12 protein-coding genes and 1 pseudogene are annotated in these 14,767 nt (G+C 37.6%); 6 read left to right on the top strand and 7 right to left on the bottom strand.

The annotated features are described in order from the left end of the window. The first annotated feature begins 6 nt into the window (after positions 1-6). From pheA to recD2, 3 genes are all read left to right on the top strand, one after another. Entirely contained in the window at positions 7-825 is an 819-nt protein-coding gene (pheA, locus tag FLP15_RS11655; RefSeq protein WP_142767506.1) for a prephenate dehydratase, read from the top strand. Positions 826-1,054: 229 nt separating this feature from the next. Beyond that, positions 1,055-1,648: a histidine phosphatase family protein gene (locus FLP15_RS11650; RefSeq protein WP_142767249.1), complete on the top strand. Its 594-nt coding sequence runs from the start codon at positions 1,055-1,057 to the stop codon at positions 1,646-1,648. Then, a complete protein-coding gene (recD2, locus tag FLP15_RS11645; RefSeq protein WP_142767248.1) occupies positions 1,645-4,152 on the top strand; it encodes an SF1B family DNA helicase RecD2 in 2,508 nt (835 codons plus the stop codon). The genes FLP15_RS11650 and recD2 overlap by 4 nt, the downstream gene beginning before the upstream one ends. A 317-nt stretch (positions 4,153-4,469) precedes the next feature. Here the strand turns inward: recD2 and rpsT are convergent, their stop codons facing one another. Next, positions 4,470-4,703 carry a 30S ribosomal protein S20 gene (gene rpsT / locus FLP15_RS11640; RefSeq protein WP_120772159.1) on the bottom strand — a complete coding sequence of 78 codons (234 nt, stop codon included), beginning with the start codon at positions 4,701-4,703 and terminating at the stop codon, positions 4,470-4,472. Positions 4,704-5,863: 1,160 nt separating this feature from the next. Here rpsT and FLP15_RS11635 point away from each other — a divergent pair. Continuing rightward, a complete protein-coding gene (locus tag FLP15_RS11635) occupies positions 5,864-6,376 on the top strand; it encodes an HD domain-containing protein (protein ID WP_120772158.1) in 513 nt (170 codons plus the stop codon). 286 nt (positions 6,377-6,662) lie between these two features. Continuing rightward, positions 6,663-7,382, top strand: coding sequence for a Bax inhibitor-1/YccA family protein (locus tag FLP15_RS11630; protein WP_142767247.1), 720 nt, complete (start codon positions 6,663-6,665; stop codon positions 7,380-7,382). Positions 7,383-7,458: 76 nt separating this feature from the next. On the opposite strand, the gene FLP15_RS11625 is transcribed toward FLP15_RS11630, so the two are convergent. The 6 genes and pseudogenes from FLP15_RS11625 to FLP15_RS11600 all read right to left on the bottom strand — a co-directional run bounded on the left by FLP15_RS11625 (position 7,459) and on the right by FLP15_RS11600 (position 12,779). Further along, positions 7,459-7,959 carry a DoxX family protein gene (locus tag FLP15_RS11625; protein WP_142767246.1) on the bottom strand — a complete coding sequence of 167 codons (501 nt, stop codon included), beginning with the start codon at positions 7,957-7,959 and terminating at the stop codon, positions 7,459-7,461. A 158-nt stretch (positions 7,960-8,117) separates the two neighbouring features. After that, entirely contained in the window at positions 8,118-8,801 is a 684-nt protein-coding gene (locus FLP15_RS11620) for a LutC/YkgG family protein (RefSeq protein WP_142767245.1), read from the bottom strand. A 1-nt stretch (position 8,802) separates the two neighbouring features. Beyond that, complete coding sequence (locus FLP15_RS11615) at positions 8,803-10,275, bottom strand: LutB/LldF family L-lactate oxidation iron-sulfur protein (protein WP_142767244.1); 1,473 nt, start codon at positions 10,273-10,275, stop codon at positions 8,803-8,805. Positions 10,276-10,355: 80 nt separating this feature from the next. Continuing rightward, positions 10,356-11,126, bottom strand: coding sequence for a (Fe-S)-binding protein (locus FLP15_RS11610; protein ID WP_142767243.1), 771 nt, complete (start codon positions 11,124-11,126; stop codon positions 10,356-10,358). A 143-nt stretch (positions 11,127-11,269) separates the two neighbouring features. Continuing rightward, positions 11,270-11,788 carry a DoxX family membrane protein gene (locus FLP15_RS11605; protein ID WP_142767242.1) on the bottom strand — a complete coding sequence of 173 codons (519 nt, stop codon included), beginning with the start codon at positions 11,786-11,788 and terminating at the stop codon, positions 11,270-11,272. Positions 11,789-11,955: 167 nt separating this feature from the next. Beyond that, positions 11,956-12,779 (bottom strand): annotated as a pseudogene (locus FLP15_RS11600) (HAD family hydrolase). Between the two features lie 565 nt (positions 12,780-13,344). On the opposite strand from FLP15_RS11600, the gene FLP15_RS11595 reads away from it, so the two are divergent. Continuing rightward, positions 13,345-14,766, top strand: a complete 1,422-nt coding sequence (locus tag FLP15_RS11595; protein ID WP_142767241.1) for an NCS2 family permease — start codon at positions 13,345-13,347, stop codon at positions 14,764-14,766. Position 14,767 lies beyond the last annotated feature (1 nt).

Below are 14,767 nucleotides of genomic sequence, written 5' to 3'. Positions count from 1 at the left end.
AAAGAAATAAAAATAGCGTATCTAGGACCGATAGGTTCATTTTCTCATATTGCCGCAAAGTCGGCGTTTCCTAAAGGAGATTTACTTGCTTTTGATACGATTGCTGATGTAATTTCCGCTTATGATGAGAAGAAGTGTGATTTTGCGCTAATTCCTATAGAAAATAGCATAGAAGGAACGGTAAATCTTGCGATAGATAGTCTTTTTCATAAGAGTACAGCACAGGTTGTGGCTGAAGTTGTACTATCTATCTCACAAAATTTATTAGTTACTAACTTAAATAAAAAAATTGAGAAAATTTATTCACATCCTCAAGGTTTGGCTCAAACAAGAGAATTTCTGCAGAAAAATTACCCTGAAGCATCACTTATTGCGGTAGATTCTACAGCGATGGCAGCAGAATTTGTGAAAAATCACTCTATCGAGCCAATTGCGGCTGTGGCTAATCAAGAAGCTGCGAGTATCTACGGCTTGGAGATATTAGCAAAAGATATTCAGGATATTGAATTAAATAATACACGCTTTTGGTTATTGGGACATTGTTTCCCTGAGGTACCATTGGTGAGTTGTGGGCAAAAAGTCAGTATTGCACTTACTTTACCAGAAAATCTTCCAGGAGCATTGCATAAGGCTATTTCAGTCTTTGCTTGGCGTGATATTGATATGACAAAAATTGAGTCTCGTCCGTTGAAAACACGATTAGGACAATATTTCTTCATCATTGATTTAGTTGAAAATGAGAAGATTTCTTATGCGCTAGAAGAGTTAAAAAGTCTTGGTGTGACGGTACGAATGCTTGGACATTATAATATTTATGAGATTTGAATAAAAGAAAGGAACTGGATATGGACACTCTGGAGTTATACTATAGCTAGACCATTGTACAAGGCTACAATGGCTTATGGTGCTTCACATCTGTTCTGACGCGAAAAGTGCACCAGAACTCGTTATTGCAGAACGACTGATGAAATGAGTTTATTCATTTATAGTATATAACAGAGGCGTTAATGAGGAATTTTTTGTACTTCAAAGCAATCATCCTCACATTTTAGATATGAAAATTTATTTTGTAAGACATGGTAAGACGGAATGGAATTTAGAACGAAGGTTACAGGGACAGAAAGGAGATTCTGCTTTATTACCAGAGTCCTATCAAGCAATTGAACGTGTCCGTCAGTATTTAGCTCCAATTTCTTTTGATAAGGTGTTATCTAGCCCACAACAAAGGGCGCTGACAACTGCAAAATTAATTACTGAGAGCACTGTCAGTGCTGACAGTAGGCTGTCAGAATGGAATTTTGGTGAGTTAGAGGGGTGGTTGATTAAGGATGCAATTGCCAAATATCCAAAAGAAATGCATGATTCTAGGTTTGAATTGGACAAGTTTGATGGTTCTGTTTTTGGTGCAGAATCTGTTAAATCAGTGCTTTCAAGATTTGATGCATTGGCAAGAGATTTGCTGACAGATGATTTGGAGAATGTATTATTGGTTGGTCATGGGGCTTCAGGCACAGCAGGAATACGACATTTAGCAGGTTTTGATGTTGCAGAATTGCGTACTGCTGGTGGTTTGGCTAATAACACACTTACCGTTTTGGAGTCGGGAACTCGTCATTTTGAAATGAAAATCTGGGATAAAGTATTATGACCGAAAAGACTTATGTGACAGGCTCTATTGAGGCAATTTTTTTTAGCAACACGAGTAATTTTTATAAAGTGTTACTTATTGAAATTGATGAAACTAATGCTGATTATGATGATTCGGAAATTGTCGTCAATGGGACAATTGGGGATGTGGTTGAGGGAGATAGCTATACTTTTTATGGTAATTTAACTCATCATCCAAAATATGGTGAGCAGTTGCAAGTTTTGCAATATGAAAAGGCAATGCCTACATCAAGTGCGGGACTAGTAAAGTATTTTTCGTCAGATAAATTTCCGGGAATCGGGAAAAAAACAGCAGAGAAAATTGTTGAACTTTTCCCTGAAAATACAATAGACCGTATTCTTGAAGCGCCTGAGAAATTAGATGGTTTATTGACACTTGCACGTAAAAATTCTTTTATTAAGCGTTTGAGAGAGAATCACGGAATGGAAAAAGTATTGGCAAAGCTTGCAGAATATGGTTTACCAAGTAAAATTACTTTTCAAATCTATGAACTTTATAAAGACGAAACGCTTGAGAAGATTGAAGAGAATCCTTATCAACTTGTTGAAGAAATCAAGGGTGTTGGTTTTAAAACCGCAGATAAGATTGCTAGTGAGTTAGGCATTGAAGCAGATAGCTCTAATCGCTTTCGGGCAGCGCTTTTGCATGTTGTCAATACACATTCTTTGGCGACAGGAGATACTTATATTGAGGCAAAAGAACTTCTTTCTGAAACCATTTTTCTTCTTGAAGAAGCGCGAAATGTTGAAGTTAATCCGTCAGAAGTTGCTGCTGAAATTAATCATCTGATTATTGACGGAAAAATTCAACAAGATGGAACTAAAATATTTGAAAATTCGCTTTTTTTTGCAGAAGAAGGAATTAAAAAAAGTCTGTCAGCACTGACAAAAACAATAGTTGCTGACAATAGCGCCCAAAAAGCAGGAACTTCTGAAACAGATATTGCTGACAAAAATTTTGCTGATAAAAAAATCCTGTCAGTACTGACAGAAGTTGAAAATGACCTCGAAATGACCTACGATGAGTTACAAAAACAGGCGATTATCAGTGCGATGAACCAACAGTTTTTCATTTTGACTGGTGGTCCAGGAACTGGGAAAACAACGATTATCAATGGTTTTATTGAGGTTTATGCAAGGATTCATAAAATCGACTTGGATCCGGCGCACTATACTGATGATCTATTTCCGATATTGCTTGCAGCGCCGACTGGGCGGGCTTCGCGTCGAATGAATGAATTGACAGGTTTGCCAGCAGCAACGATTCATCGACATCTTGGTTTGGGTCAAGATGAAGATACGGAGTCTTTTGGTAATGATTTATCAGGTAGTCTTTTGATTGTTGATGAATTTTCAATGGTTGATACGTGGTTAGCAAATAAGCTATTTCAAGCGATTCCGAGTTCTATGAAGGTATTATTAGTAGGAGATGGAGACCAACTTCCCTCAGTTGGACCAGGGCAAGTTTTTGCTGATTTGCTGAAAATTTCTCAAATACCATCAATTAAGTTGGACAAAATTTATCGTCAAGGAAATGATTCAACAATTACAAATCTAGCGCATCACATTAAAAACGGTGAACTTCCTCATGATTTTACGGAGAAGAAAGCAGATCGTTCATACTTTGAGGCAAGTAGTCAGCAGATTCCACAGCTTATTGGGCAGATTGCGCAAGCTTGGAAAAATCGCGGGAATAATCCTTTTGAATTGCAAGTCTTGGCACCAATGTATAAAGGAATTGCTGGAATAAATGCGATGAATGACTTACTCCAAAATCTTTTCAATCCGCTGGATGCGCGACTCGAATTTAATTTTAATGATTTAAAATTTCGTGAAGGAGACAAGATTCTACATCTGGTTAATGATGCTCAAGCCAACGTTTTTAATGGTGATTTGGGTATTATTATTGAATTAATTCCTGCAAAATTTACTGAGAGCAAGCAAGATGAGTTAGTTATGGACTTTGATGGTCAAGAATTGAGTTATCCACGAGCAGAGTGGTACAAAATTACATTGGCATATGCGATGTCTATCCATAAATCACAAGGTTCAGAGTTTTCTACTGTAGTCGTTCCAATGGTTTCCAGCTATTCACGAATGTTAGAGCGTAATCTGTTATATACAGCTATTACTCGAGCAAAACAAAGTCTTATCTTACTTGGAGAGAAAAAAGCTTTTGCTGCGGCTGTTGCAAAAGCTGGAGCAAACCGTAAAACAGGATTAATTGAGCGATTTTTGACTGAAAAAATAACTGACAGCAAAGAAGTGACTGACAGATTTGAGGAAATACCTGTTGATAAGTCTGTCAGTACTGACAAAAAAACATCAGTTGCCGTAAATGAGGCGATTTCGCTTTTTGAAGAAGATGATGAAGAACCAGTGATTCAGTCTGGGATTTTGACAGAAAAGATGATTCTAACTGGGAACTTCAATCCACTCATTGGAATGTTAGATTCCGACTTTGAAATATTTAAAAAATCATAACCACTGAGTTATGATTTTTCAATTTAGCAAGTGCGCACTATCTCCGATTTGCTCCGTTGTCGATTTCACTATCTCCGCAACTTTGTTGCTTCGCTGTCCATGCTCACTATACCTAATCGCAGTGGCAAGCCACTAGGTGAAACAACTAGCATATCCGTTGCGGCTTTAGCTCAAACGGATATGCTATAAAGTGGCAAGTTCAAATCGCAATTCCCCTACCAATGAAGTAATAACTATGATTTGATGAGGTAGAGAAATTTTTTGTTGGTAGAGTAATGTTTTAAACAAAAAAGCTTGTCTGCTGACAAGTTTTTTGATTAGCCGAGTTTAGCAGCAAGACGTGATTTATCACGTGAAGCTTTGTTGGCATGGATAAGGCCTTTAGTAGCAGCTTTATCGATAGCTGATGAAGCAACTCGGAAAGATTCTTCAGTTGGTTCAGCTTCAAATTTCTTGATAGCAGTACGCATTGCAGATTTTTGTTGTGAGTTACGTTCGTTAGCGATTTTATTCAATTCAGCACGTTTGATTGCAGATTTGATATTAGCCATTTTGTTCTCCTTTAGTACTTTTCGTAGAAAAGCTGGTTGATGATTGAATCCTCAGTTGGGCACAATACACCCTCCAAGATTTTTCTAATACCTATCAATTATACAGGAATTTTATGACTTTGTAAACTCTGGACTTTGATTTTTGATAAATAATTCCTTTAATATCAATGAAGTCAAGACTTGTTCAGTGGGAGTTTCGTAAAACATTTGCCCATTTTCTCTAGTACGCTGTCCGTTTGATTGTCATTTGGCGTTGCCTCTATTCTTGTCACTTTAGTGACTTAGAGATAGAGGACAAATGTTCATCGGCACTTTAGTGCCTTACAGCCAATGCCTTCTGCTCTTGTTGCTTTAGCAGCTAAGCAAAAGGACAAATGTTCTGTGGTCATGCGAAGCTAGCTGATAAAGTTTGCATCTTTGCTTCGCTCTCCGCTATCCATTCGTTCTATCTCCACTTTGCTACGCTGTCGATTTCACTATCTCCGCAACCTCGTTGCTTCGCTGTCCATGCTCGCTATGGTGCTGAAGCACCTAGTCGCAGTGGCAACCGACTAAAGTCGGAAGTTCAAATCGCAATCCAGCAAAGCTAGCAAGACGAAATGGTAAGAGCAAAAGGCGATTCGACTGATAAAGGGGCAAACAACCCCACATCAAAGATATGAGGTCACACCTCCGCTTCGCTTCGTTATCCATTCGTTCTATCTCCGCTTTGCTACGCTGTCGATTTCACTAAGCCACTAGGTGTAACAACTAGCATATCCGTAAGTGCTGAAGCGCAAACGGCTATCCTATAAAGTAGCAAGTTCAAATCGCAATCGACTAAAGTCGCAAGGCGAAGTGGTCTTGTCCAAGAAGCCTAGGCGCTTCAGCGCCTTAGCGAGCATCAACAGCGTAGCCAAAAGGGCGGAGATAGCACGAACTTACTTCGATAACTCTGATGTACTATAAAAGAATATAACGAATGACATTATGGTTTACAAAAGTTGGAGAATATAATGAAAAATAATAAAAAGATAAATATAAAAACAAGATAAAAAAGCACATTTGAATCAATTTGTGAGAGAAGAAGTCAATTAATCTAAATAAATAGAAAGAAAAATTTAATCAAAAAAGTTTGTATATTACATTGACAAAGTCAAATTTCGTGATATAATCAATTCATGAATTTAGATGAACAACCGTGGTTAAATGATGCCGAGTATATGAGTTATGTCGGTCATCTCCTCAAAATGCCCGAGCTCCAAAAACTCGATAAAATCACACATCATTACACTTCAACTCGCTTACAACACTGTCTGAAAGTCAGTTATGTCAGCTACACTATTGCAAAAAAACGAGGCTTGAATGCCAAAGCAACAGCTCGTGCAGGGCTTTTGCACGATCTTTTCTACTATGATTGGCGCGAAACAAAATTTGCAAAGAGCCATGCTTATGTACATCCACATATTGCCTATCGTAATGCTCGCAAATTGACAACTTTGTCAGAGTTAGAAAAAGATATTATCATCAAACATATGTTTGGTGCAACCATTAATCCACCGCGTTATAAAGAAAGTTGGATTGTTACAGCAGTCGATAAACGCGTAGCAAGTATCGAATGGCGTGATTCTGTGAAATACAAATGGAATGCTCGTAAACATTTCAAACGTTTACCTTCTTTCGATATGAACTAAAATCTTAAAAGTTGTCAGCACACTGACAGCTTTTTGTTTTTCATATCATTTTTGACACTTACTATAAGACTAGAATATGCATCAAAATCAAAAACTAAGGAGATTGTAAATTTCGACCCTATGGCGTTATAAAAATTAATATAGCTTTTATTTTTCACAGCGGATTAGTTATAATAGTGGCAACAATTAGGTATAGTAAAAAATACAACTTAAGTCTGATGACAAATGATGTATTTTTTGGTAAAATAGTATTAGAATTAAATTAAAAATAAGGAGGCCAAATTTAATGCAAAATATGAATGACAATAACAATATTATCTTTGACCAACAAAAAGACGGACTTAATGCTTTTTTCAGTAAAATCTATGCGCTGATGGGAGTTGGAGTACTGATTTCAGCACTCGTTTCATGGATTATGATTACATTCTTTGTGGATAATCTCATCTCTATTATGCAAAGCGGTAGCCTTGCCTTTCTGTTGTTATGGTTAGTTCCACTCTTTCTCGTATTTCCGATGCAGCGTGCTGCACTGAAGAACTCTCCGATGGCACTTCCGCTATTCATCGGATTCGCTGCTTTCTTCGGATTCTTGCTTAGTTTCACACTTCTCATGTATACTGCAACAAACATCACCCTTGCCTTTGTGACCGCAGCAGCAATGTTCTTAGGACTCTCTGTATATGGGCGCGTGACGAAGCGAAATCTTTCAGCTATGGGTAAAGTCATGGGAGTTGCCGTCTGGGGACTGATTGTAGCGATGGTGCTCAACTGGTTTTTGGCAAGCTCAGGACTGGTGTTCCTTACAAGTATCGCAGGGGTTGTTATTTTCTCTGGCTTGATTGCTTGGGATAATCAAAAAATTATCAGCGTCTATAATGCAAATAACGGTCAAGTCAATGATGGTTGGGCAATATCAATGGCACTTTCTCTCTATCTCGACTTCCTTAACTTGTTCCTCTTCCTGCTTCGTATCTTTGGTATCGCAGGCGGAAACAACCGTAACTAAAAGAAACTCATGAGAATTTCTCATGAGTTTTTTATAAGCAAACAAAAAGGCTGTCAGTATACTGACAGCTTTAATTTTATCCATTTTCAAGCAAAGTATCATTATGTAAAAAAGGAAAAATATTACGGACGATGGGTGTAATCCAATAATCAAGTCCATACCGACCAGCATTGTATCCAGCAACTAAAATCAAGACTTGAATCAAGATAAAAGTTGGGTTCTCAGAAATTACGCCTGACAAGATAAAAGCGATGTTCATCATTAATCCCGCAGAAGCAACAAAAAGAGTATAAGCGCCTAAGATAAGAGCAAGTCCAACAATCACTTGACCCCAAGGAACTACAAAATCAAAGAAAGCCGTGTTTGCACCACTATCCGTTGTCAATGAAAGAAAGCTGTGAAACCAAGGATAAGCCGTAGGACTGTTTAAAGCACCATTAATTAAACCACTTGCAGAGAAACTCTCCTCAGCCATCAGTTTGCCTATACCAGCGCTCATCCATTGATAGCCGATGAAAACACGTAGGACAGTTAGGATAACGGCAGCAAGCCGACTATGTCGTAAAAATTTAATCATAAAAATCTCCTTCTAATGTTTTTATAATTTAATTATAAAAAAGAAAGAACGAAATCCAAAACAATATCCTTGTCAGTAAAAATAAAGACTGTCAGTATACTGACAAAAAAACTAACCCTATCAATCACTGACAGAGTTAATTCCATAAATATTCATGATTATAAATCTTTTACAATAACATAATTAATTTCTAATGGTCCATGAAGACCAACGACGAGTTGCATTTCAATATCTCCAGAATTAGAAGGACCAGAGATGAAATGCAAGGTTGAGCCAGGTTTCTTATTTTGCTCAAACCAACTGGCTGCTTGCGTTGAGCGTGCCACCATACGACTTAAAGGAATGACAGAAATATAATGTGTTGGTAAAAAATGCAATGAACGACCCTGTCCAGCTTCAGATTCAACAACAATAGTTGCAGATTCAGCGAGGAAAAACTTAGCAACAGCTACAGCAACATTTGAATTTTGAGCGGCCATGATATTTTCATCGCGATGCTCTACACCAAGCTTCCACTGAACAAGCTGGTTGGACTCTACTTGTATACCAAAATGATCAAATTCCTCTGTTGTTGGAATCATGACTTGTCCTCCGCCAGATTTTTCAATCAATCCAGCAATGACCTCATTCATCTTGGAAGCAGTAGTTTCTATTAAGTTAGCAGAAACACGCGCTGCTTGGTCTTTAGCAATAGCTAACAATTCGTCTGTCGTTAGATGAGCCAAGTGTGTTTCGGGCAAGTTAGAAATTGGTTGATAAGCTTCAAAAGGAAGTTCCACACCTCCACGTTTTTCTAGCAAAGTTGCTAAAAATTTTTCACGATTTTCAATAGTTCCAGTCATCTCATTTACCTGCCTTATGTTTCTTATACCACTGACGGAATTGTTCCTTATGTGGCGGTGCCACAGGCAAATCTCGTACATCTGTCCAACCTTTTGCTAGTGCTGGAGCTTTACGTACAGCTCCGTATTCAAAAAGTGAGCCTTCGACGGTAAGTTCTTTAGCCTTTGGCAACATCGAAAGTCCAGCATGAGCCATATTCATTGCCATGCCAAACATTGCAGGATGGCCAGTTCCCATACCCACAGCATTCATTTCTATATTAACAAATGAACCATCATGGTGCATTTTAAGATCATCTTCCATGACGCGTCGATGTGCAATCAAAAGTTCGTGCAGTGGAATTTTGACTGGACAAGTTTCTGTGCAAGCCCCACAAAGCGTTGAAGCATAGGGTAAATCACCATATTGCTTATAACCACCGAGGACAGGAGAGAGTACAGAGCCAACAGGACCAGGATAAATCGAACCATAGGTATGTCCGCCGATTTGACGATAAACAGGACAAACATTTAAACAAGCCCCGCAACGAATACACTGCAAAATTGATTCAAATTCTGTACCAATTGCATTAGAACGACCATTGTCTAGAATAACGACATGAAAATCTTCTGGACCGTCTGATTCATCATCCGCTTTTTGCCCAGCGAAAGTCACATAAGTTGTCAATTTTTGTCCAACAGCTGAACGTGCCAACATATTATCCAGAATTTCAGCTTCCTTAATTGATGGTACAATCCTCTCCATTCCCATTAGGACAATCTGTGTTTTGGGAATGGAAATAGTCAAGTCAGCATTTCCTTCGTTAGTTGATAAATTGATATCACCCGTATTGGCAATCGCAAAGTTACAACCTGTGATGCCCACTTCAGATTTCAAAAAAAGTTTGCGCATTGTGTCACGCGCACAACGTGCAAGATTAACAGGGTCATTATCTCCCTCATAGCCTAATTTTGCAGCAAAAATTTCACGGATTTGATCGCGATTTTTATGTAAAGCAGGAAAAACGATATGAGAAGGTTCATCCCAGTCAGCGACTTGCAAAATGAATTCTGCGAGGTCAGTTTCCAATACATCCATATCATCAGAGAGTGAAACGAGCATCGGGTCAATATCAACCTCAGTTGTGACCATAGATTTAGATTTTACAATCTTTTTCGCATTTTTCTCTAACACAATTTTTTTCACATAATCATTAGCTTCTTTGGCATCCGCTGCAAAGAAAACATGGCCACCACGAGCAGCAACATTGTCTGAAAACTCTGTCAAATAGTGAGGAAGATGTTTTAGCGTGTGTTGTCGAATAGATTCTGCGATATTGCGCCATTCTTGCCAATTTCCAAGTTCTTCACGAGAAGATTCTCTTTTTTCCCACTGAGTATCTTGTGCTCTAGCCACAGCAGCTTGAGCAAATTTATCTTTTTTGCTATCTTCTAAACGTTCGGCAAACGTTTTTGTACTTGTAGAAAGTCCCATAATTTTTAATCAAACTTTGAGCGCTGTATTTTAAGCTATTATTACTCAAAAAACAGCGCTCTCCGTATTCTCCTTTCCTCCTAAATCTTTGCAAACACTGGGTTTGTGACAGAATCAATCCGTTCCAAATCAACATTAGTATTTAATACTTCAGCAATATGCATCACTTTTATTTTTTTGCCTTCGCGATTAAATTTTCCAGCAATATTCATCAAACAGCCTAAATCAGCTGAAATCAGGATTTCTGCACCAGTTGATACAACATCATTCATTTTTTCAGTAACCATCATTTCAGAAATTTCAGGTGATTTGACAGAGAAAGTACCGCCAAAACCACAGCAATTCTCAATGTGAGGAAGCGGTAGCATTTCAAGACCTTCAACATGATTCAATAAAATAAAAGGTGCTTCACGTTCGCCAAGGATTCGCGTCATGTGGCAAGAACGATGATAAGTCGCCTTCTCACCGTTAAATGTAGCCCCAAGGTCTTTTACACCAAGGACATGATAAAGAAATTGTGTAAATTCATAAGATTTATTTGCTAAATCAATTGCTTTTTGTTTGTAAGGGTCACCTTCTTTGAACATATGAGGATATTCTTTAAACATCCCAGAACATGAACCAGCGATGCCTACAACATAGTCAGAGTGTTCAAAGGCATCAATCTGATTTTTGATTGTGGGCATGGATTCTTTGACTAATCCAGAATTATAAGTTGGCTGTCCACAGCATACTTGTTGTTCTGGTAAATCAGTATCTATTCCTAGACGCTCTAAAACTTCGACCATTGCAATTCCGACTTGAGGAAACATTAAGTCCATCACGCAAGTTGAGAAAATTGAAACTTTCATTAATTTCTCCTTCAGATATATTAAATCTATAAAAAATAGATAATATTATTATTTGTATTCCCTTACATTATAGGATGATTAGTCTGTTTTTTCAAAATAAAGCACTGTCAAAAAACTTTGACAGTATGTTGTTTATATAAAGATTAATTGACTCTACGTGTATTGATGTCATTATTCAAAAATGGAAGATACTTACGTAGGAAAGGGGTAATCCAGTAGTCAAGACCTATTTTAGCTGCATTGAATCCAGCAATAAGAATTAGAAATTGAATAACTACGAAAGTTGGATTTGTAGAAACGACGCCTGAAAGTAAGTAAGTGAAATTCATCAGAAGTCCAAAGAATGCAGCTGCAAGAGTTAGAGTTCCAAATATCAATCCAAGTCCTACGAGGAGTTCTCCCCAAGGAACCAGAACATTAAAAATTCCAGCATTATGCCCATTGTTTGTTGTTGAAGCTAGAAAATCATGAAACCAGGGATAAGCAAAAGGCTTTTCAGAAGTTCCTTGATTAAGTGCACCAGCAATCATTCCCTCAGCATGGAAACCACCAGAGGTATGGATTTTTTCCCAACCTGCTTCAACCCATTGCCAACCGATATAAATCCGTAGGATTGTGAGAATCCATGATGCGATAATATTAGTACGTAAGAATTTAATCATAACGGTTTTCTCCTTTTTCTGTGGTGAGCTCAGTCTCTTTAAAGTTGTAAATTAGCCAAAGAAGCAGAGCATTGAGATAATAGAAAAACTTGTAAACGGTTTTATGCTTACAAGTTTATTTTACTATGATTTTATTTTATTGTCTATTAAAAATTACAATCACTCAATTATTTTAAAAATAATTTTTCTAATTGACGAGCAACACCGTCTTCATCATTGGTCCAAGGAAGGATTTCTGTTGCAAAAGGTGTCAGACGTTTCGAGGCATTCTTCATTGCATAGGCATTTTTAGCAAGTTTAAACATCTCAATATCATTGTGCTCATCTCCAAAACCAATAAGATTTTCTAGAGGAATATCAAGAACTTTAAGAAGGTGTTTTAATCCAGAAGCTTTACTAATTCCTTTGGGAACGACTTCTAAGATACCGTTTGGGCCTCCCAAACACCAACATCAATTTTTCCGTTGTAGTGTCTGCGCATTTCTTCTGCTAATGCTATTTTGTCTTTTTGACGAGTAGAGATAAGCACAGCGTGTGGATTATCAGTGATACGGTCAGCACGTAAGCGATTGTATGGTTGAAATTTTTCTACACCAAAAAGCTTTGCATCAACGTTTCGGAAAGTATTAAGGAAGAATTTTCTTCGATATTCAACGGCAAAAAAATCGAGATTGAAATTTTGTTGGTGCCTTAATAGGTCAAAGACAAAAGAACGGTCAATATAGTGAGCTTTTGTATGTTCCCATCCTCTATTGTTGGGCATTGAAATGAGTGCGCCATTAAAATTTATGACTGGACTGCTTAATTCAAGTTCGCGATAGATATCTAAAGACATTCGGTAAGGGCGTCCCGTGGTAATACATATAATATGTCCAAGTGCTTCGATTCGTTTAAATACATATTTTGTATAACGACTGATAGAGTGACCATCAGATTGTAAAGTTGTTCCATCTAGGTCAATAGCAATCAATTTTCTATCTTTATTTTCCATACCCCATCCTTTATTTATATTCGTTCATCCATTATAACATAGATAGGCTGCTCTTACTTTGAAGTTACAGAATAAACAAAAAATGGTTGAATAAAAGTGTCTTAATTTATTTTCAATTCTCCTTAGAAAACTGTTAGATGATTCAAGAGTTTTGAGTAAGGGAACGAACATTAAAAAAATTTTCACTAATTATGTTCGATATTTCCGAACGTTGAGATGTTTTTAAAGAAAATTCCTAATAAAAATCTTGTTTCCTTAAGTAAAACTGATTAGAATAGAAATATAGTTATTTTTTATTTTATGACGTATGCCACAAAAACGTGTGGGATACAACTTTTTAGCGAATAACTGAGTTCAGCGGGCTAGAAAGTTAGTGAAAATAGACTTTTCTCACTTCTATTAGTGATGACTACGATTGGCATGTTATATTGCTGTTTTGCGCCATGAAATTCGCAATGCAACATCGGTTCATTCGTGTTTTGTACGATGAATTAGCCATAGTTTTTTATATTTCATAACTTCCAAATAGACCCACTTCGCATCTTTTAAAAAGGAGAAATTTTTCGTGAACAAGTTATTTAAACTTGAAGAAAACGGCACTACAGTTGGCCGTGAAATTATGGCTGGATTGACGACATTTTTTGCCATGAGCTACATCCTCTTTGTGAATCCACAAATCTTGGGGTCAACAGGGATGCCCGTACAAGCGGTATTCTTGGCAACAATCTTGGCTTCTATTGTTGGTACACTCGCGATTGGATTTATCGCTAATGTTCCTTATGCACTTGCCCCAGGAATGGGACTCAACGCATTTTTTGCTTATACGGTTGTATTGAGTCTTGGATATACTTGGCAAGAAGCTTTAGCTATGGTTTTCATCTGTGGTGTGATTAATATTATTATTACGTTTACATCTATTCGTAAAGCAATTATTCTTGGTATTCCTGAGGCTTTGCAACACGCTATTGGTGGTGGGATTGGTATTTTCATCGCTTATATTGGGATTAAAAATGCTGGTATTTTGCAATTTATCGCTGACCCTGGGACTTATACAAATGAACACGGTACGATTACAGCTAACTCATCAATTGTGCCTGGACTTGTGACTTTTAATAATCCTGGTGTCTTGATTGCACTTGTTGGGATTGTTGTAACAATGTTCTTCGTTCTTCGTAAATGGAAGGCAGGAATTTTACTTTCTATCTTGGTTACAACGATTCTTGCTATTTTGACTGGTGTAGTTAAGATTGATGTGCACACGTTGTTTGCACAAAATAATCTTGGAACTGCCATTGATCAAATGGGAACAACATTTGGTGCTGCTTTTGGTCCTAAAGGTTTTGGGACTTTATTCTCTGATTCTTCACGTATTGTTGAAGTTTTGATGACCGTCCTTGCTTTTTCATTGACTTCAATCTTTGACCCAATCGGTACATTTATTGGTACGGGTCGTGCAACGGGTATCTTCACAGACGAAGACCTTAAAGATATGGAAAATAGTCATGGTTTCTCATCTAAGATGGATAAAGCCTTGTTTGCTGATATGATTGCAACTCCAATTGGGGCAATCTTTGGTACATCAAATACAACAGTTTATGTTGAATCTGCCGCTGGTATTGGTGCAGGAGGACGTACTGGTTTGACCTCAGTTGTGGTAGCTGTAATGTTTGCTATTTCAAGCTTATTCTTACCGCTTCTTGCGATTGTACCTTCTCAAGCGACTGCACCTATTCTTATCATTGTTGGGATGATGATGTTGAGTTCATTTACTGAAATTAAATGGAGCGACCTTGGCGAAGCAATTCCTGCTTTCTTTGCTTCTGTATTTATGGGACTTGGATATTCAATCTCTTACGGGATTGCCGCTGGATTTATCACGTTCATCTTTGTTAAACTGTTCAATGGAAAAGTGAAAGAAGTAAAACCTGTTATTTGGGTAGTTGCTATCTTGTTTATCATTAATTTTGCGGTTTTAGCTGCTTTGTAAG

The sequence above is a fragment of the Lactococcus protaetiae genome (genome assembly GCF_006965445.1).
Classification (GTDB): domain Bacteria; phylum Bacillota; class Bacilli; order Lactobacillales; family Streptococcaceae; genus Lactococcus; species Lactococcus protaetiae.
This window is presented reverse-complemented; position numbering and strand designations above follow the sequence as displayed.